Annotated in this window: 16 protein-coding genes; 7 read left to right on the forward strand and 9 right to left on the reverse strand. The window is 69.8% G+C overall.

Features of this window, described 5'->3' with window-relative positions:
• Nucleotides 1-121: 121 nt before the first annotated feature.
• On the forward strand, nucleotides 122-1,894 hold the full coding sequence (locus tag CSX12_RS15860) for a 2-isopropylmalate synthase (RefSeq protein WP_124896411.1): 1,773 nt from the start codon (nucleotides 122-124) through the stop codon (nucleotides 1,892-1,894).
• 10 nt (nucleotides 1,895-1,904) lie between these two features.
• Here the strand turns inward: CSX12_RS15860 and CSX12_RS15865 are convergent, their stop codons facing one another.
• Both CSX12_RS15865 and CSX12_RS15870 read right to left on the reverse strand, forming a co-directional pair.
• Complete coding sequence (locus CSX12_RS15865) at nucleotides 1,905-2,270, reverse strand: cupin domain-containing protein (protein ID WP_017201782.1); 366 nt, start codon at nucleotides 2,268-2,270, stop codon at nucleotides 1,905-1,907.
• Nucleotides 2,271-2,325: 55 nt separating this feature from the next.
• Entirely contained in the window at nucleotides 2,326-2,637 is a 312-nt protein-coding gene (locus tag CSX12_RS15870; protein ID WP_017201783.1) for a metalloregulator ArsR/SmtB family transcription factor, read from the reverse strand.
• A gap of 86 nt (nucleotides 2,638-2,723) precedes the next feature.
• Here CSX12_RS15870 and CSX12_RS15875 point away from each other — a divergent pair, with 86 nt between their 5' ends.
• Nucleotides 2,724-3,773 (forward strand): SDR family oxidoreductase, encoded by a 1,050-nt coding sequence (locus CSX12_RS15875; protein ID WP_124896412.1) that lies wholly within the window; start codon nucleotides 2,724-2,726, stop codon nucleotides 3,771-3,773.
• 117 nt (nucleotides 3,774-3,890) lie between these two features.
• The gene (locus CSX12_RS15880) at nucleotides 3,891-4,952 is read left to right on the forward strand and encodes a zinc-dependent alcohol dehydrogenase family protein (protein ID WP_124896413.1); all 1,062 of its coding nucleotides are present in this window, start codon (nucleotides 3,891-3,893) and stop codon (nucleotides 4,950-4,952) included.
• 40 nt (nucleotides 4,953-4,992) lie between these two features.
• On the opposite strand, the gene CSX12_RS15885 is transcribed toward CSX12_RS15880, so the two are convergent.
• Nucleotides 4,993-7,800 carry a hypothetical protein gene (locus CSX12_RS15885; RefSeq protein WP_124896414.1) on the reverse strand — a complete coding sequence of 936 codons (2,808 nt, stop codon included), beginning with the start codon at nucleotides 7,798-7,800 and terminating at the stop codon, nucleotides 4,993-4,995.
• Nucleotides 7,801-7,894: 94 nt separating this feature from the next.
• On the opposite strand from CSX12_RS15885, the gene CSX12_RS15890 reads away from it, so the two are divergent.
• Complete coding sequence (locus tag CSX12_RS15890) at nucleotides 7,895-9,595, forward strand: long-chain-fatty-acid--CoA ligase (RefSeq protein ID WP_124896415.1); 1,701 nt, start codon at nucleotides 7,895-7,897, stop codon at nucleotides 9,593-9,595.
• Between the two features lie 15 nt (nucleotides 9,596-9,610).
• Here the strand turns inward: CSX12_RS15890 and CSX12_RS15895 are convergent, their stop codons facing one another.
• Nucleotides 9,611-10,621 (reverse strand): alpha/beta hydrolase, encoded by a 1,011-nt coding sequence (locus CSX12_RS15895; protein WP_124896416.1) that lies wholly within the window; start codon nucleotides 10,619-10,621, stop codon nucleotides 9,611-9,613.
• Nucleotides 10,622-10,734: 113 nt separating this feature from the next.
• On the opposite strand from CSX12_RS15895, the gene CSX12_RS15900 reads away from it, so the two are divergent.
• The 3 genes from CSX12_RS15900 (at nucleotide 10,735) to CSX12_RS15910 (ending at nucleotide 13,289) form a co-directional block, all read left to right on the forward strand.
• On the forward strand, nucleotides 10,735-11,775 hold the full coding sequence (locus CSX12_RS15900) for an alpha/beta hydrolase (protein ID WP_124896417.1): 1,041 nt from the start codon (nucleotides 10,735-10,737) through the stop codon (nucleotides 11,773-11,775).
• Nucleotides 11,776-11,859: 84 nt separating this feature from the next.
• The gene (locus CSX12_RS15905) at nucleotides 11,860-12,306 is read left to right on the forward strand and encodes a hypothetical protein (RefSeq protein ID WP_124896418.1); all 447 of its coding nucleotides are present in this window, start codon (nucleotides 11,860-11,862) and stop codon (nucleotides 12,304-12,306) included.
• 47 nt (nucleotides 12,307-12,353) lie between these two features.
• The gene (locus tag CSX12_RS15910; RefSeq protein WP_241160489.1) at nucleotides 12,354-13,289 is read left to right on the forward strand and encodes an aminoglycoside phosphotransferase family protein; all 936 of its coding nucleotides are present in this window, start codon (nucleotides 12,354-12,356) and stop codon (nucleotides 13,287-13,289) included.
• Here the strand turns inward: CSX12_RS15910 and CSX12_RS15915 are convergent.
• The 5 genes from CSX12_RS15915 to CSX12_RS15935 all read right to left on the reverse strand — a co-directional run bounded on the left by CSX12_RS15915 (nucleotide 13,262) and on the right by CSX12_RS15935 (nucleotide 17,291).
• Complete coding sequence (locus CSX12_RS15915) at nucleotides 13,262-13,702, reverse strand: hypothetical protein (protein ID WP_124896419.1); 441 nt, start codon at nucleotides 13,700-13,702, stop codon at nucleotides 13,262-13,264. The two genes, CSX12_RS15910 and CSX12_RS15915, sit on opposite strands and share 28 nt — an antisense overlap.
• A 50-nt stretch (nucleotides 13,703-13,752) precedes the next feature.
• Nucleotides 13,753-14,373 carry a cyclodeaminase/cyclohydrolase family protein gene (locus CSX12_RS15920; protein ID WP_124896420.1) on the reverse strand — a complete coding sequence of 207 codons (621 nt, stop codon included), beginning with the start codon at nucleotides 14,371-14,373 and terminating at the stop codon, nucleotides 13,753-13,755.
• A gap of 104 nt (nucleotides 14,374-14,477) precedes the next feature.
• Nucleotides 14,478-15,128 carry a GNAT family N-acetyltransferase gene (locus tag CSX12_RS15925; RefSeq protein ID WP_124896421.1) on the reverse strand — a complete coding sequence of 217 codons (651 nt, stop codon included), beginning with the start codon at nucleotides 15,126-15,128 and terminating at the stop codon, nucleotides 14,478-14,480.
• A 103-nt stretch (nucleotides 15,129-15,231) separates the two neighbouring features.
• Nucleotides 15,232-16,266, reverse strand: coding sequence for a methionine synthase (locus tag CSX12_RS15930; protein ID WP_124896422.1), 1,035 nt, complete (start codon nucleotides 16,264-16,266; stop codon nucleotides 15,232-15,234).
• A gap of 20 nt (nucleotides 16,267-16,286) precedes the next feature.
• Nucleotides 16,287-17,291: a DUF1852 domain-containing protein gene (locus CSX12_RS15935; RefSeq protein WP_124896423.1), complete on the reverse strand. Its 1,005-nt coding sequence runs from the start codon at nucleotides 17,289-17,291 to the stop codon at nucleotides 16,287-16,289.
• Nucleotides 17,292-17,382 lie beyond the last annotated feature (91 nt).

Raw genomic sequence — 17,382 nt, forward strand, 5'->3', positions numbered from 1 at the left:
TGCTCCTCTCGAGATTCCTCCTCCTTCGCCGCCACGGCGGGGCTTAGCCTGACCGGCTCCCCACCGTGGAGCCGCAACGCGCCGGTCGATCTTCGCGAACGATCCCGACAGGAACCAGACCATGCACAGCAGCACCTTCCCCACCCTCGCCACTCCGGCAGGAGCGATCCCGGCGGATGCGCCGGAATGGAACAGGCAGCGGCACTCGCAGATGCCGTCGCAGCGCTACCGCGACGTGTACTCCCGCGTGCCGGTCCCGCTCACCACCCGCGACTGGCCCTCCCACCGGTTGACCCGGGCTCCGCTGTGGGTGCCGGTGGATCTGCGCGACGGGAACCAGGCCCTGGCGGAGCCGATGGACCCGGAACGGAAGCGGCTCTTCTTCGAACTGATGGTCGCGATGGGCTACAAGGAGATCGAGGTCGGCTATCCCTCCGCGTCGCAGACGGACTACGACTTCGTTCGCCTGATCGCCGAGTCCGACATCGCGCCCGAGGACGTCACGGTCGTGGTCTTCACGCCGGCGCGGCGGGAGCTGATCCGGCGCACGGTGGAGTCCATCCGCGGCATCCGCAATCCCGTGGTCGTCCACATGTACACCGCGACAGCCCCGACGTGGCGCGACGTCGTGCTCGGGCACGACCGGGAGGGACTGAAGAGACTGATCCTCGCGGGCGGCCGCGACGTGCGGGAGTTCGCCGGCGAGCTGCCGAACGTACGGTTCGAGTTCTCTCCCGAGGTCTTCAACCTCACGGAACCCGACTATGTCCTCGACGTGTGCGATGCGATGACCACGCTGTGGGACGCCACCCCCGAGCGTCCGGTGATCCTGAACCTCCCGGCGACCGTGGAGATCGCGACCCCGAACGTCTACGCCGACCAGATCGAGTACATGCACAAGAACCTCGACCGCCGCGACGCGGTGATCCTGTCGGTGCACCCCCACAATGACCGAGGGACCGGCGTGGCCTGCGCGGAGCTCGCCGTCCTCGCCGGTGCGCAGCGCGTCGAGGGGTGCATCTTCGGCAACGGAGAGCGCACCGGGAACGTCGACCTCGCCACGCTGGCGTTGAACCTCCACGCGCAGGGCGTCGATCCGATGATCGACTTCTCCGACATCGACGAGATCCGCCGCACGGTCGAGCACTGCAACGGCATCGAGATCCATCCCCGCCATCCCTACGTCGGAGACCTCGTCCACACGGCGTTCTCCGGAACGCACCAGGACGCGATCAAGAAGGGCTTCGCCGAGCATCGGTCCCGCGCCGCCGCCGAGGGGCGCCCGGAACGGCAGATCGAGTGGCGGGTGCCGTACCTGCCGGTCGACCCCGCCGACATCGGACGCAGCTACGACGCCGTCATCCGCGTGAACTCCCAATCCGGCAAGGGCGGCATCGCCTACCTGCTGGAGGCGGAGTACGGGCTCGAGCTGCCCCGCCGGCTCCAGATCGACTTCGCCCGCCACGTCCAGCGGCACACCGACGAGAGGGGCAGCGAGGTCACGGCCACCCAGCTCTGGGACCTCTTCCGCACCGCGTACCTCGCCGATCCGCGCCATACCCCCGTGGAACTCGTTGGATTCGACACGACGGGCCGGAGCACCACCATCACGCTCCGCGTGGCGGGAATCGAGACCACCACCCGCCACGATGCCGTCGGCCCGGTCGAGGCGCTCACCGAGGCGCTCGCACGGCTCGGATTCGCGACCGAGATCCTGAGCCTCCACCAGACCAGCACCGGCGTCGGGAGCGACAGCGAGGCGATCACCCTCATCGAGTACCGCCACGGCTCACGCACGGGATGGGCCGCCGGCCAGGACCGGTCGGTGCTCACGGCCTCCCTCGACGCCGTGATGAACGCGACGGCGCTCGGTCAGGAGGCGAGCATGCGGTGAGCGACGACCGCTAGTCCAGCTCGCGGAGTTCGGAGGTCCGGTCGCCGCCCGCGTCGCCCGTGTTGACGGTGCCCTGCGGCTCGAAGAGGATCGCGTGCACCTCCTGGTCCGCCTTCGGGCAGTGCTCCACGCCCTTCGGCACCACGAACACGTCGTTCGGGCCGAGCACCACGTCGCGGTCGCGCAGCTGGATCGTCAGCTCACCCTGCACGACCAGGAACAGCTCGTCGGTGTCGGGGTGGGTGTGCCACACGAACTCGCCCTGCAGCTTCACCACCTTCACGTCATAGTCGTTCACGCTGGTCAGCCGGTGCGGCTGCCAGTGCTCGGAGATGGCGGAGAGAGCTGTCTTCAGGTTGCGCACGTCGTCGCTCATGTCCCGAGTCTAGGAGCCCGCGACCGCGTCCTCGTCCGCCGGGATCGAACGCGGGCTAAAGGGCGTTCAGGTGCTGACGCAGGCGGTCGATCCCTCGCTCGTCCCGCTGGTAGTGCGACCACTGTCCGATCCGCGTGCACGTGACGAGCCCCGCCCGCTGCAACGCGGCCATGAACTGCGAGGCGGTGGACTGCGAGACGCCGGCGCGCGCCTGGATGTGCTTGAGGCAGACACCGACCTCTTCGGCGGGGCGGTCCTGCGGCGGGAAGGAGTCGGGTTCCTTCAGCCACTCGAGGATGGCACGGCGGGTGGGGTGCGCGAGGGCCTTGAAGGCCGCCTCGATCGTCTCGTCGTCCGCTTCGCTCACGGATCGATTGTATCGCAATATTGCGATTTACCGATACATCCGTCATAGTTCATCGTTAGATCGCGATTTTACGATGGAGGCAGCGCATGCAACGCACAGCAGTGGTGGTCGGAGCACGGGGAGTGATCGGCGGAAACCTGATCGCACACCTCGAGAGAGAAGGGAACTGGTCGGTCGTCGGACTGTCGCGCAGGGGCGGCCGCGACGCCGGGGCGGTCAGACACATCGCGGTCGATCTGCTCGACGGGGCGGCGACGCGGGAGCAGCTGGCCGGACTCACGGACGCGACGCACATCTTCTACGCCGCCTACCAGGATCGCGCGCGATGGGCGGACCTGGTCGCGCCGAACCTCGCGATGCTCGAGAACGTGGTCGACGCGATCGAGCCGATCGCCCCGCGGCTGGCGCACATCAGCCTCATGCAGGGATACAAGGTCTACGGCGCGCATCTCGGACCGTTCGCCACCCCGGCGCGAGAGGACGACGCGCCGCACATGCCGCCCGAGTTCAACGTCGACCAGCAGCGCTTCCTGGAGCGACGCCAGGGCGGGGCGACATGGACCTGGTCGGCGCTGCGCCCCTCGGTCGTCGCCGGCGTCGCGCTCGGGAACCCCATGAATCTGGCGATGGTCATCGCGGTGTACGCGTCGATCAGCAAGGAGCTCGGGATCCCGCTGCGGTTCCCCGGCAAGCCCGGCGCATATTCGAGCCTGCTCGAGATGACGGACGCCGACCTGCTGGCGAAGGCGACCACGTGGGCGGCGTCGAGCGAAGCCGCCCGGAACCAGGCGTTCAACATCACCAACGGCGACATGTTCCGATGGTCAGCGTTGTGGCCCCGGATCGCCGCGTTCTTCGACCTCGAAGTCGCTCCGCCGCTGCCGCTGAGCCTCACGGAGGTGATGGCGGACAAGGCGGAGGTCTGGGCGGCGATGGTCCGACGCCACGGCCTGGTGCCGACGCCGTACGACGAGGTCGCGTCCTGGCCCTTCGGCGACTTCGTCTTCGGCTGGGACTACGACGTCATCGCCGATTCCTCGAAGGTGCGCCGCGCCGGCTTCCACGAGTACGTCGAGACGGAGGCGATGTTCACGCGCATCTTCCAGGACCTGCGCGATCGGCGGATCATCCCCTGATCGACGCTCCGCCGGTGGGGAGGACCTCCGCCCGGATGTGCAGAGTGCGACGCTCCATCGGGCCGGATCAGCGCTCTGCACATCCCCGTGCGGCGCCGAAGCGCGCAGAATGAGGGGATGCCTCCCCTCGACATGCGTGCCGTCGTCTACGAGCGAACCGGCGAGCGCCCCACGGTCACCCGCATCCCGGTTCCGGAGTGCCCTGCGGACGGAGCTCTCGTCCGCGTGGAGGCCACCGGCGTCTGCCGCTCCGACTGGCACGCCTGGCGAGGACACGACCCGGTCGCCCTCCCCCACGTCCCCGGTCACGAGTACGCCGGCGTCGTGGCGGAGGTCGGAGCCGAGGTGCACCGGTTCTCGCCCGGCGATCGGGTGACCGCGCCGTTCGTGAACGGCTGCGGGCGGTGCGAATGGTGTCTCTCCGGACAGGCGCAGGTCTGCCCGGATCAGACCCAGCCCGGTTTCACGCACCCCGGCTCGTTCGCGGAGTACGTCGTGGTGCGTGCTGCGGACACCAACCTGGTCGCCATCCCCGACAGCGTCGATGCCGTGGCCGCGGCCTCGCTGGGCTGCCGGTTCGCCACCGCATACCGGGCGGTCACAGCGCACGGCCGGGTCGACGCCGGGACCGAGGTCGCGGTGTTCGGCTGCGGTGGTGTCGGGCTGTCGGCGGTCATGATCGCCACGGCTCTCGGCGCGACGGTGACGGCCGTCGACGTCTCCCCGGTCGCACTGAAACGAGCTCGCGTGCTCGGCGCCGCGCACACGGTCGACGCGACACGAGCCGACGCCGAGGAGGCGATCGGCCGGGCGACATCCGGGGGCGCGCACGTCACGATCGACGCGATCGGCTCCGCGGCCACCGCGCAGACGGCGATCAGGAGTCTGCGCCGTCGAGGGACGCACGTGCAGGTCGGGCTCATGTTCGGCGAGAGCGAGGAGGCCGCCCTGCCCTGGGGACGCGTGATCGCCTGGGAGCTGAGCATCATCGGGTCCCACGGGATGCCGGGAGCGGACTACCCCGCACTGCTCGATCTGGTGCGAGCGGGACGCCTGCGCCCCGAGCTCCTCCTCGGCTCGACCGTGGATCTGGACGGCGCGGTCGACGCCCTCGTCGCCATGGACGATCCGCAGTCGAGCTCAGGAATCGTCGTCGCCCGCCTGGACGCGCCGCGCTGATCAGCGCGACCGCGCCATGGGCAGCCGCGCGAGGCCCCCGCTACTCGGCGTCCCGCTCCTCGGCGGCACGCGAGCGTCGACGCGAGACCACGATCAGCGTGATGCCGCCGACCACGACGAGGAGCGCGACTCCGCCCACCATCAGGGCGAGGGTGCCGTCACCGCCGGTTCCCGGCAGCGCCCCGCCGGAACCTCCGCCCGTCGGGTCGGTCGGGTCGATCGGATTCGGGGGACCGGTCGGACTCGGCGGACCCGTCGGGGTCGGCGGGTCCGTCGGTTCGACGGGATCTCCGAACGTGTTCACGATCGTGCACGTGACGGCGGCGTCGAGCGGCAGAGTCAGCTCGGCGGTGCCCTCACCCGTCTGGCGGACGCCGCCCGCTCCCGGGAATCCCGGACCCTCGCAGACCCAGTCGCCGGCGCCGTAGTCGGTCGCCGCCTCAGCCGACGAGGTCTCGGAGAGGGTGTAGACACCCGCGATGACGTCGGTCTCGTCCACCGCGCCGCGGCCCTCGAGGTCGGACGGCCCGTCGGCGCGCAGTGTCCAGAGCGCCGGACCGGCCTCGCCGCCCTCGACCTCCTTCACCAGGCTGAGCGAGGGGGCGATCGCGGTGTTGAGGGCGGTGCACACGGCGACGTCGCCGAACCCGAGCGTGGCCGTCTCCGTCGCCGGATCGAACGCGGTGCCGGTGCACGACCAGGACACGTCGTAGCCCGCCGGACCATCCTCACTGAACACGTACTCCCCCGGAGGGGTCAGCAGCCCGGTCACCGCCGGTGTTCCGCTCGCGCCCGCGAAAGCCGCGTTCCCCGGGCCGCGGGTCTTGATCTCGAAGTCTCCGATCGAGGCTGTACCTCCGGCGGCGTCGTCGATCTGCTTGACAAGGGTGATCCGCGGCGGGAGGCCGTTGTTCAGCACCTCGCACACGACGTCTCGCCCGCCCGGGATGGTGATCCGGCCGGTCGGGTCGACGCCGGGGCACGACCACCCGACCTGCTCGAAGCCGCCGGGCCCGGCGACCTCCGACAGCGACCAGGTCAGCCCGCCGGGGATCGACACCGCCGTGACCTCGGGCGACCCGGCCGCACCGGTGATGGTGGTCGCCCCCGACTGGGCCTGCAGAGTCCAGCTGCTCGGCGGCGGAACCGTCCCGAACTGAGCGATCGCACGCTTCCGCAGCGTGAGGGTGGAGCGCGTCCATGTGTTGGTGATGGTGCAGGTGACCGAGTCGTCGGTGCCGTCGATCACCACCGAGGTCGCGGTCGGCATGGGTTCGGGCTCACCTGTCGCGTCGTCGATGCACGACCAGGCCCCCGCCGCGTAGAGATCCGCATCGGCCGACGCGCTCGTCTCCCCGAGCTCGTACACGCCCGGGTCCGCAGGAGCATAGGTCACGGCGGGGCTCCCGCTCGGCCCGGAGAAGGAATCGACGTCCCCCGTGGCCGCCAGCGTCCAGTCGCCCGGGGCGAGGACCCCGCCGCCCGCGTTCTGAACCTGCTTCACGAGGGTCAGATGCGAGGTCACCGAGACGTTCTCGATCGTGCAGGTGATCTCCTCGCCCGGGGCGACGTCGACCGTGTCAACGAATCCGGTGGAGTTCGAGCACTGCCAGCCGTCGGTCGTGTACCCGTCCGTCGGGCCGGACTCGGTGAGGTCGTAGGTGCCGGCCGCGACGGGCTCACGCGTCACGTCCGCATCACCGACGACCCCCTCGACGTGATCGGCGCCGCTGTCCGCGATCAGGGTCCACGCCTGCGGAGGCTGCGGCCCGTCGACCTCCTTCACGAGCGTGAGCCATCCCCCGGAGAACGTGTTCACGATCGAACACTGCACGTCTTCGGCGCCCGTGATCGTGATGGTGCCGGCCGTGACCGGCAGCGGGGTCGCCGGGGTCGTCGCCACGTTGACGCACACCCACTCACCGGCTGCATAGCCGGCGGGCCCGGCCTCGGACAGCGCATACGTCCCCGGTGCGATCGCGACGTGGCTGGCCTCGGTGGAGCCGGTCGTGCCCGACACCGGGGTGGGGCCGGCCGCGGACAGCGTCCATTCCGCGGCGGAATCCACCGGCGCTCCTCCCGGTCCCTCCACCTGCTTCCGCAGCGTCAGCTGCGGAAGCGAGCCGGTGTTCCGGATCGTGCAGGTGACGGACTGGTCGAGCCCGACGTCGATCCAGCCGCCCGCTTCGACGGGCAACGGCGCGGAAGCCCCGGCGAGCGTCGTGGACCTGCACGACCACCCACCGGCGACGTATCCGGACGGTCCCCCCGTCTCGCTGAGCTGATACCGGCCGACCCGGACGGGTCGAGCGGTCACGTCGGCCGAATTCCCCTGCCCCTGGATGCTCGACGGGCCGTCCGCCCGCAGGAGCCAGAGCGACGGATCGGCGCTGCCGCCGACGACCTCCTTGATGAGCGTGAGGGTCGGGCTGATGGCCTCGTTCGTGACGGTGCAGGTGAGCTGCTGGTCGGCCGTGAGCGTGATGGTGCGCACCGGCGCGGTGGTGATGCTGCCCCCGCAGTCCCACTCCGTGAACCGATAGCCGCCCGGCGTATCCGGGCGGACGATCTCCGAGATGCGGTACGTCCCCGGCGGCACCGGCGTGCTCTGGATGCCGTTGAGTCCCTGCCCGCGGAACGTCTGCCCTGTGGCGACGTTGACGGCCTGCACATCCCAGAGCGAACGATCGCCGATGCTCGAGCCCGTGTCGAGATTCTCGATCCGCTTGAACAGCGAGAGTCTCGCCTCCCCGGCCGCCGTGGCGGTCGTCGTGGGTGCGACCAGGATCGCAGCCGCGATCACCAGGACGGCCGCGAGCGCGGCACGGACAGAGGAACGGTGTCGCATGACTCTCCGCTTCGCCGTGGATGGGCGTTGCGGCCCATGCTACCCACAGTCCGGTCTCGGTGTGCAGATAGGTCGGAGCAGGCAGGATGGGACCATGACGGCCCATCCTCTCGACTCGCGACCCTGGCTCGACTCCTACGCGGACGGCGTTCCTGCGGAGATCGATCGACCGACGCAGACGCTCCCGGAGATGATGGCCGCCAGCGTGAAGGCCTTCGCCCGGCGCCCTGCACTCGATTTCTTCGGAGCCGTCACCACCTATCGCGAGCTCGGAGAGCAGATCGAGCGTGCGGCGGAGGGTCTGCGCCGACTCGGCGTCGTCCACGGCGATCGTGTCGCGCTCGTGCTGCCGAACTGCCCGCAGCACGTCATCGCCTTCTATGCGACGCTGCGCCTCGGGGCCATCGTGGTGGAGCACAACCCGCTCTACACACCGCGCGAGCTCCGGCACCAGTTCGAAGACCACGGCGCGAGGGTCGCCATCGTGTGGGACAAGGCCGCCGACATGATCGCCGGCTTCCCGAGCGACCTCCGCGTCGAGCACATCGTCAGCGTCGACCTCACCGAGGCGATGCCGTTGTCGAAGCGGCTCGCGCTCCGCCTTCCGCTCCCCCAGGCGCGGTCGGCCCAAGCGAAGCTGACGGCGAGGCCTGAGGCGCGGCATCTCCTCCCCTGGAAGAAGCTCGTCGACCACCGGCGGCTCTCCCGGCGCGTACCGGGTCCCGCGCTGGGCGACACCGCCCTGCTGCAGTACACGAGCGGCACCACGGGCGTGCCGAAGGGGGCGATCCTCACCCACGCGAACCTCCGCGCCAACGCCATGCAGGGTCGGGCATGGGTCCCGGGCCTCGTCGACGGCGAGGAGACGTTCTACGGGGTCCTCCCGCTCTTCCACGCCTACGGGATGACGCTGTGCCTCACCTTCGCGATGAGCATCGGCGCCCGCCTCGTCCTCTTCCCGACGTTCGATCTGGATCTGGTGACGGCGGCCGTGCGCTCCGCCCCGCCCACGTTCCTCCCGGCGGTGCCGCCGATCTACGACGCCCTGGCCCGGGCCGCGGGACGCGGCACCATCGATCTCTCGACCGTGCGATTCGCGATCTCGGGCGCCATGAGCCTGCCGGTCGCGACCGTCGAGCGCTGGGAGGAGGCCACCGGCGGAATCCTCGTCGAGGGGTACGGCATGACCGAGAGCTCTCCGGTCGCGCTCGGCAATCCGATGGGGCGCACCCGTCGACCAGGCACCGTCGGCGTCCCCTTCCCGAGCACGGAGATCCGCGTCGTGGACCCGGCGGATCCCACCGTCGACCGGCCGGCCGGGGAGAGCGGGGAGCTCCTCATCCGAGGACCGCAGGTGTTCCAGGGGTACTGGGGGCGCGCCGGCGACACAGCCGATGCCCTGCTGCCCGACGGCTGGCTCCGGACGGGCGACATCGTCGGGGTCTCGGACGATGGATTCGTGACCATCGTCGATCGCCTGAAGGAGCTCATCATCACGGGCGGGTTCAACGTGTCGCCGAGCGAGGTGGAGGGCGTGCTCGAAGCGCACCCTGACGTCGCCGCGGCGGCGGTGGTGGGACTCCCGCGTCCGCACGGCGGGGAGGATGTCGCCGCCGCCGTCGTCCTCCGTGAGGGCGCCGTCCTCGACGTGGACGCCCTGCGCGACTTCTGCCGCACCCGCCTCACCCCGTACAAGGTGCCCCGGCGCATCACCGCCGTCGATGAGCTCCCCCGCTCGCTCATCGGCAAGGTGCTGCGCCGTCAGGTGCGCGATCGGCTGCTCGAAGAGCGCTGACGGAACAGCGCCGTCCTACTCGGCCGCGGCATGGGGAAGAGCGTGCGTCACCAGACTCACGACGAACTTCCCCGGCTCCTCGAACATGCACAGGTGCGCGGAGTTCTCGAACCAGACGACATGCGTGGCGGGTGCCGTCACGTGCTCGAGCCAGCGCGCGACGGGACCCGTGGGCGTCGTCCAGTCGTGGCGTCCGAGGAACTGGAGCATCGGCACCTCGAACGCGGTCCGATCCCGTGCGTCGAAGCCGAGCAGGGCGGGCAGCACCTGGGGCATGGTCGCCTGCTGTCCCACGCCGATCAGACTCAGGTCGGAGTCCGTGTAGTACGGAGACAGCTCCTGCGATTCGGTGAAGTACGCGAAATCCGATCGGTACGCGGAGAGGCCGCCGTAGTACTGCGCCCATCTCCGGCACGTCACGATCCGGTCCATGGTCAGCGGTTCGGTTCCGGGGTAGTCGCCGAGGCCCTGCAGCTCCGCGATGGCCTGCCGGTTCTGGTCCGCGATCGCGCTCCGCATCGCGAACCCGAAGCTCTCCGCTTCGTTCTCGGGTCCGGAGATGACCTGGCCGACCCCGATGTACGCCCACAGCAGGTCGGGCCTCCGCTCGGCGAGGGTGAGGCCGAGGATCGTCCCCCAGCTGTGACCGAGGACGCCGACCTTCCGCACGCCGAGCTCATCCTGGAGCCAGGCGATCAGCTCCACGAGATCGTCGACGTATCGGTCGACGCGCAGATCCATCCCCTCGGTCACGCTCCCGGCCGACCTGCCGCTGGCCCGCTGGTCGTAGTTGACCACGGTGAAGTAGTCCTCGACCGCGCGCTGCCAGATCCACGATGACGGCAGCGAGGGCAGCGCCGGGCCGCCGTGGCACACGATGAGGACCGGGTTCGCCGCGCTTCGGCCGCGGATCGACACGAACTGCTCGACGCCCCCGAGCTCGACGAAGGCGGTGCGGTCGATCGCATCGGGATTGGGGATGCGAGAGAGATCCGCGATCACTGCGCGGCCAGCGTCTTCGCTCATGTCGTCAGCATAGGGTCGCCCGGCGACAGCGCCCGAGGCAGAGGCGCGATAGGTTCGAACGCGCGCAGCCCGTCCGGTCTGTGCGGCATCAGAACCTGAGGGGGTCGGGCGGAATGAAGCGGTGGGTTCGCGTCGTCCTGTGGATCGTCGGCGTCATCGCCGCGCTCGCGGTCGCCGGGGCGATCTTCTGGAACGTCAGCCCCTGGCCCGGCGTCTGGATCATCCGCTCCGCTCCCGACCCCGCCGGCCTGCACAATGCCGAGACCGCCGCCGAGTACGTCCCCGACGACATCCATGCCGACCTCGACCTCGTCTACGACGAGTCCTCGGCCGAGGGCCGGCTCGACGTGTTCCGCCCCGCCGACGCCGATGCTCCGCTGCCGACCATCTTCTGGGTGCACGGCGGCGCCTTCATCGCCGGACAGAAGGAACCGCTGCGGAACTACCTCCAGGTTCTCGCCTCGCACGGCTTCACCGTCGTGAACGTCGAGTACACCCATGCCCCCGAAGCCGTCTACCCGACGCCGATCCGCCAGGTCGATCGTGCGATCGACTACGTCGTCGCGCACGCCGAGAAGCTCGGAGTGGATCCGGAACGTCTCGTCCTCGCCGGCGACTCCGCCGGGGCCCACATCGCGGCGCAGTCGGCGATGGCGATCGCGCAGCCCGACTACGCGGAGGCCGCGGGGCTGCCGGCATCCGTCGCGGCGGACCAGCTCCGCGGCGTCGTCCTGTTCAGCGGCCCCTATGACCCCACCACCGTCGACTACGACAACGACACGTTCGGATTCTTCATGCGCACCGTGATGTGGTCGTACTCCGGGACGAAGTCCTTCCTCGACGCGGAGGAGTTCCGTTACACGGCGCTCCCGAAGTACGTGGACGCGGAGTATCCGCCGACCCTGGTCTCCACCGGCCCGGCCGACCCGCTCCTGAAGCAGAACCAGGAGTGGGCGCAGGCGCTGGACGGGGCCGGCGTCGACATCACGGAGCTGTTCTTCGACCCGGCCACGACACCCGACACGGTCGGCCACGAGTACCAGCTGGCGCTCGACACCCCGCAGGCGAAGCAGGCCATGGTCGCCCAGGTCGCGTTCCTCCGCGACGTCACCGGGGCCGAGATGCGCGAGGGCGTCGCCGACGCGTGGCGCTGATGCGGACGAGATCCCTCCCTCGGCGGAGCAGGGATACCTCCCCAGGCTGACGCGTCGGCCCGCAACGTCGATGAGGCTGGAAGCATGACACGACGAAGCCTGCTCCTCCCCGCCACCGCCCTCCTTCTCCTCGGCGGCGCTCTGACGCTCGGCGGATGCGCAGCCGTCGACGGGCTCGTGCACAAGCAGTCCACCCAGACGTTCGACGACAGCGCCGCCTTCCGTGCGGAGGCACCGGTGAAGGCGGACTGGGTGCCCGACGACGCCACCGCCATCACGGTCAGGACGTCGACGATGAAGGACGCCGCCGATGCCGTCATCCTGCTGCGGAGCGCGTCTGCGTCGCTCCCGGCCGAGTGCGTGGACACCTCCCGAACGTCTGCGCCGTCGTGGACACTCGACGACGCTCCGTCGGCGTACGACGCGAAGACGGTCTTCGTCTGCGGCGACTGGAGCGTGATCCCCGCCTCGGGCGGCTGGTACGGCTGGACCCCGAACTCCGACGACGAGCGGAACGCCGCGCAGGGGTAGCCCAGGCGGCGGCCACGGGACTCGCCGCACTGTGATGGACTGGCATCGTGGACCCGACGCCCCGCGCCACCGCCCCGACCCCCAGCACGGGAGACCGCCACGGACCGGGCTCCGCTCGGAGCGCTCGGCTCCGCATGCGGACGGCCGACGAGCTCCTGGCTGATTGGGATCTCCGTCGTGACGGCCCGAACCGGTCCGGCGAAGCGGGGATCGTCGTTCCGGTCGTGCAGGCGGACGGGAAGGAAGCCGCCCTGAAGGTGCAGAGGCCCGGGCCGGAGGTCGACGCGGCGATTCTGGGCCTGACCCGATGGGACGGCCAGGGCATCGTCCGACTGCTCGCAAGCGACGCCGACCGCGGCGCCATGCTCCTGGAGCGACTCGATGCCGACCGCACGCTGGAGTCGATCCGCGATGACCACGCCACGAGCGTCGTCGGCTCCCTCCTCGCGCGTCTGCACGGCGTTCCGACTCCCGCCGGTCTTCCGCGCCTGCAGACGGTGGTGCAGCAGATGCTCGACGCGGCGCCGGATGCGGCGAAGAAGCTGCCGGTCGAGGATCGGAGGCGCTTCGACCGATGGGTGCGCGGCGTCGCCGAGCTGGTCGCCGAGCCGGGCGACTGCTTCCTGCATTGGGATCTGCACTTCGGCAACGTGCTGGCTGCGGAGCGCGAACCGTGGTTGGCGATCGACCCGGAGCCGCTCATCGGTGACGCCGGCTTCGATCTGTGGCCGGCCCTGGACAGCGGATGGAGCAGCGACCCCACCCGCGCGGATGCCCCCCGGATCGTCAGGCGGCGGTTCGACCTTCTCACCGACATGCTGGGCCTCGACCGCGGCCGCGCAGTCGGGTGGACCTGGGCCCGTCTTCTCCAGAACACCCTCTGGGACATCGAGGACGGCGAACCCGCGATCAGCGCTGCCGCCGGACTGCTCGATGACGCACTCGCTCGAAGGGCTCAGGGAACCCACTCCGTCGACCAGTAGTCCACGACGAGGTTGAGGACGGGGCCGGCAGGCCGCGCCGACACCCACACGGTTCGCGGATCGAAGAAGTTCCCCGGGACGGCGAGCTGCGGCGTCGCCCCCATCTCCTCGGCGAGAGCGTGCGGAGACTGCCCGGCTGGGGGGCGCACTGTGAACGTGACGGAGCAGCCTCCGCTGCCGCAGCCCACGCTGTCGCCCAGGATCTCCGCCCCGGGAGGGAGCGGAAGGGCCGACGCGGGAGGCACGTCGCCCTCTGTGGCCATCATGGACAGCCATGCCACGCGGGCGCCATAGAACAGCACGAGCAGCACGAGCAGCGTCACGATCACGGTCCACACCGTCCGCCGCCGTCTCGCCGCGTCGTGGCCTGCCTTCGGGTCGGCGCCCCGGCCGGGGGACTGCGGCTGTGCCATGACGCGAGCCTAACGGAGTCGGGAATCCGCGACCGTGGGTGGACGCGTCGTCACTCCAGGCGGGCGGACAGCGCGGCGGAGATCCGCCCGATCCGGGTCCGCGCTTCGGCCAAACGCGCGACGTCCTCCTCCCGGCTGCCGAGCAGGGAAGAGGATGCACCGTGGGCGCGCGCCGTCTTCAGATTCGCGCGGAGATTCACGGACGCACCCGACAGCCCCGCGACCAGAGCCTCCATCGCGACAGCGAGGTCCACCGCGAGGTTGGGGTTTCCGTCCGCGGCGAGCGCGTCTGCGTCCGAGACGAGAGTGATGCCGAGGGAGCCGAGCTCCGCCACGGAAGCGGCGGCGTCGAGGGCGGCCTGTGCGACCCGTTCGTCCCGCTCCGGGTCGTCGGCGTCGAGCGCCAGCGCGGCTCCGAAGCGCGCCGACACCACGCCATCCGCTTCGACCGCCTCCAGGAGATCGGTGCGAACACGCGCGAGACGGTCGGCGCTCCCGGCCACGGCGGGCTCGTCCGGGGTGTAACCGGCGACCATCCGCATCAACGATGCCGCGATTCCGAGCATGACCCCCGACGCCGCTCCCCCTCCCGGCGAGCCGGTGGGCTCGCTGAGGGCGTCGAGCCACGCATCCATCGGGCGCGATGTGGGGATGGCTGCGGAATCCGTCATGCGCGCCAGACTACCGAGCGTCCCGTGCACGGACCGATCGCCATCAACGGGGCTCCGAGCCCGACCTGCTGCCTGCGCTGCGGTTCACGCCGCGCGTCGTCGCGTCACGCCGTGATGCCGAGCTGCCGCAGAGCGGGGCCCTGGCCACGGACGGTGATCGCCCAGTCCGGACGGACGAAGTCCGCCCTGCGCAACCGCACCCGCTGCTCGTCGACGGGTTCCCCGGCCCGTGGCGAGACGCGCGTCACACCGTTGGGAAGGTACCCGAGCTTCGAGGAGACGCGGAGCGACGCTTCATTCCACGTCGCCGCGCTGGACTCGGCCCATTCGGCCCCGAGGGTGTCGAACGCGAACGAGAGCAGGCCGGCCCGCATCTCCGTCCCGAACCCCTGTCCTTGGGCGGAGCGGGTGAGCCAGGATCCGGTGTTCACGGTGCGGCGATCCGAGAACCCGTACGCCGCGAGATCCTGCGCGCCGATGATCCGCTCCCCCTCGTGCACGGCGAAGGCCACCGTCCAGTCGTGCGGGGCGACGCGGTTGCGGAGACTCCAATGGAACCGCGCCATGTTGCCCGGCAGCTCGTCTTCCGGTGCATCCGTCCACGGGAACCCGAACGGCGTGCGCTCCGGCTCGTGCACCCCACCCAGGGCCGCATCGACCAGGCCGGGGAGGTCTTCGTCGCGCACGGGACGCAGCCGCAGGCGGGGAGTCTCGATCGAGAGGCCGAACAGCGGCCAGATGCTCTGCAGATCCATCCCGCGACCATACCGCCGGACACGCGCCCGACGGAAAAGCCTCTGACGTGAGGGCGTTCACGCTCGCCACCTCCTCGGACCGCTGCGCGGAAGCCGAGGCCCATCAGGGCGCGGAGGCGAGCTCCTCGCGAAGGAGAGCGGCGCCCGCGCTGAGCGCCCGCAGCTTGCCGCGGGCGACGTCACGCGACAACGGCGCCAATCCGCAGTTCGTGCTCGGCACGAGCTTGTCCGCGTCGACGAAGCGGAGGGCGTTGCGGAGCGTGTCGGCGACCTCTTCCGGAGTCTCGATGGTCCGGCTGGCGACATCGATGGCGCCGAGCATGACCTTCTTGCCCCGGATGAGCTCGATGAGATCCAGAGGAACGTGCGAGTGGTGACTCTCCAGCGAGACGGTGTCGATGCTCGACTGCTGCAGAAGCGGGAACGACTTCTCGTACTGCCGCCACTCCGAGCCGAGGGTCGCCTTCCAGTCGGTGTTCGCCTTGATCCCGTACCCGTAGCAGATGTGCACGACGGTCTCCGCGCGCAGCCCCTCGGCTGCGCGTTCGAGCACAGCCACGCCCCAGTCCTGCACGTCGTCGAAGAAGACGTTGAAGGCGGGCTCGTCGAACTGGATGATGTCCACGCCGGCCGCCTCGAGCTCCTTCGCCTCCTGATTCAGGATGGTCGCGAACTCCCAGGCCAGCTTCTCGCGGCTCTTGTAGTGGCGATCGTAGAGCGTGTCGATCATCGTCATCGGACCGGGGAGGGCCCACTTGATGGGCTGGTCGGTCTGCTGGCGGAGGAACTTCGCGTCCTCGACGAACACGGGCTTCTCGCGGCTCACCGCACCGACCACGGTCGGCACGCTGGCGTCGTACCGGTCGCGGATGCGCACGGTCTCCCGCTGGTCGAAGTCGACACCGGAGAGGTGCTCGATGAACGTCGTGACGAAGTGCTGGCGCGACTGCTCCCCGTCGCTGATGATGTCGATGCCCGCCTGACGCTGCTCGTGCACGGTGATGCGGAGCGCGTCCTGCACGCCCTCCACCAGGGCATCGCCCTCCAGCTTCCACGGAGACCAGAGCTTCTCGGGCTCGGCCAGCCAGGAGGGCTTGGGCAGGCTGCCGACGATCGACGTGGGAAGGATCCCGGGCATGATCGGGGCTCGTCCGTTCGTCATCCGACGGACACCAGCGAGTCAGCGGAGCGGCCGGCGGCCCATCTCTCGAGGAGCTCGCCGTGCGGCTTCATGAGGTGATCCGACGCGTACTGCCCCTGTTCGGTCGCGAGCCGGCTCCGCTCCTCGCGGTCGTAGGCGATCTTGGTCACCGAATAGTCCTGCTGCTCCAGCGTCGGCCGGTAGATGCTCGCCGCCTCGGAGTTCGCGTTGTAGATCTCCGGCCGATAGATCTTCTGGAACGTCTCCATCGTGCTGATCGTGCCGATGAGCTGGAGGTTCGTGTAGTCGTTCAGCAGATCCCCGCGGAAGTAGAACGCCAGCGGGGCGACACTGCCCCGCGGCATGAAGTAGCGGACCGAGAGGCCCATCTTGCCGAAGTACTCGTCGGTCAGCGAGCCATCCTTCTGCTCGTACTCGACGCCGAGGATCGGGTGGTGGTTCTCGGTGCGGCGGTACGTCTTGCTCGTCGAGACGCTGATGCAGATGACGGGTGACAGCGCGAACCGCTCCCGGTACGCCTCGGAGTCGAGGAAGTGTTGGAAGAGCTTGCCGTGCAGGTCGCCGAAGTCGTCGGGAACGGTGAATCCGCCAGCGGCTTCGCTGGCCGCCGGCAACCGCACGCTGAAGTCGAAGTCGCGGATGTAGGAGGAGAAGTTGTTGCCCACGATCCCCTGGGTGCGCGCGCCTGTGAGGCGATCGACGATGGTCACCTCCAGCACCTCGAGAAGAGGGAACTCCCGATCCTCCCCCTCCGTGGCGAACTGGATCGCGACCGAGACGATCTCGAGTTCGAGGGTGTAGCGATCACGGCTCGGGTTGTCCCAGTGCGCCAGATCGTTGAACCGTCGGTCGATCATCGTCAGGGCGTTGCGGAGGTTCTGCTGACGGTGCTCGCCGCGCGCCAGATTGGCGAAGTTCGTGGTGATGCGCGAGTCGTCGGACGGCGAGTAGTCCTCGTCGAAACGGGTCGTCGTGATGCGGAACGTGAATTCGGATGCCATGAGCGGCCAATCGGTGGAAGATCGGCCGGGCTCGGCCTCGATCGGGGTTTCTCCATGATGACGACTGCAGGCTCCCATCGGGTAATGCGCG

This window comes from Microbacterium sp. Y-01, assembly GCF_003856715.1.
GTDB classification, from domain to species: Bacteria; Actinomycetota; Actinomycetes; order Actinomycetales; family Microbacteriaceae; genus Microbacterium; species Microbacterium algeriense.

Coding starts and splice junctions, on each gene's coding strand:
- CSX12_RS15860 (WP_124896411.1), top strand. CDS start 122: ATGCACAGCAGCACCTTCCCCACCCTCGCCACTCCGGCAGGAGCGATC.
- CSX12_RS15865 (WP_017201782.1), bottom strand. CDS start 2,270: ATGAGCGACGACGTGCGCAACCTGAAGACAGCTCTCTCCGCCATCTCC.
- CSX12_RS15875 (WP_124896412.1), top strand. CDS start 2,724: ATGCAACGCACAGCAGTGGTGGTCGGAGCACGGGGAGTGATCGGCGGA.
- CSX12_RS15880 (WP_124896413.1), top strand. CDS start 3,891: ATGCCTCCCCTCGACATGCGTGCCGTCGTCTACGAGCGAACCGGCGAG.
- CSX12_RS15885 (WP_124896414.1), bottom strand. CDS start 7,800: ATGCGACACCGTTCCTCTGTCCGTGCCGCGCTCGCGGCCGTCCTGGTG.
- CSX12_RS15890 (WP_124896415.1), top strand. CDS start 7,895: ATGACGGCCCATCCTCTCGACTCGCGACCCTGGCTCGACTCCTACGCG.
- CSX12_RS15895 (WP_124896416.1), bottom strand. CDS start 10,621: ATGAGCGAAGACGCTGGCCGCGCAGTGATCGCGGATCTCTCTCGCATC.
- CSX12_RS15900 (WP_124896417.1), top strand. CDS start 10,735: ATGAAGCGGTGGGTTCGCGTCGTCCTGTGGATCGTCGGCGTCATCGCC.
- CSX12_RS15905 (WP_124896418.1), top strand. CDS start 11,860: ATGACACGACGAAGCCTGCTCCTCCCCGCCACCGCCCTCCTTCTCCTC.
- CSX12_RS15915 (WP_124896419.1), bottom strand. CDS start 13,702: ATGGCACAGCCGCAGTCCCCCGGCCGGGGCGCCGACCCGAAGGCAGGC.
- CSX12_RS15920 (WP_124896420.1), bottom strand. CDS start 14,373: ATGACGGATTCCGCAGCCATCCCCACATCGCGCCCGATGGATGCGTGG.
- CSX12_RS15925 (WP_124896421.1), bottom strand. CDS start 15,128: ATGGATCTGCAGAGCATCTGGCCGCTGTTCGGCCTCTCGATCGAGACT.
- CSX12_RS15930 (WP_124896422.1), bottom strand. CDS start 16,266: ATGCCCGGGATCCTTCCCACGTCGATCGTCGGCAGCCTGCCCAAGCCC.
- CSX12_RS15935 (WP_124896423.1), bottom strand. CDS start 17,291: ATGGCATCCGAATTCACGTTCCGCATCACGACGACCCGTTTCGACGAG.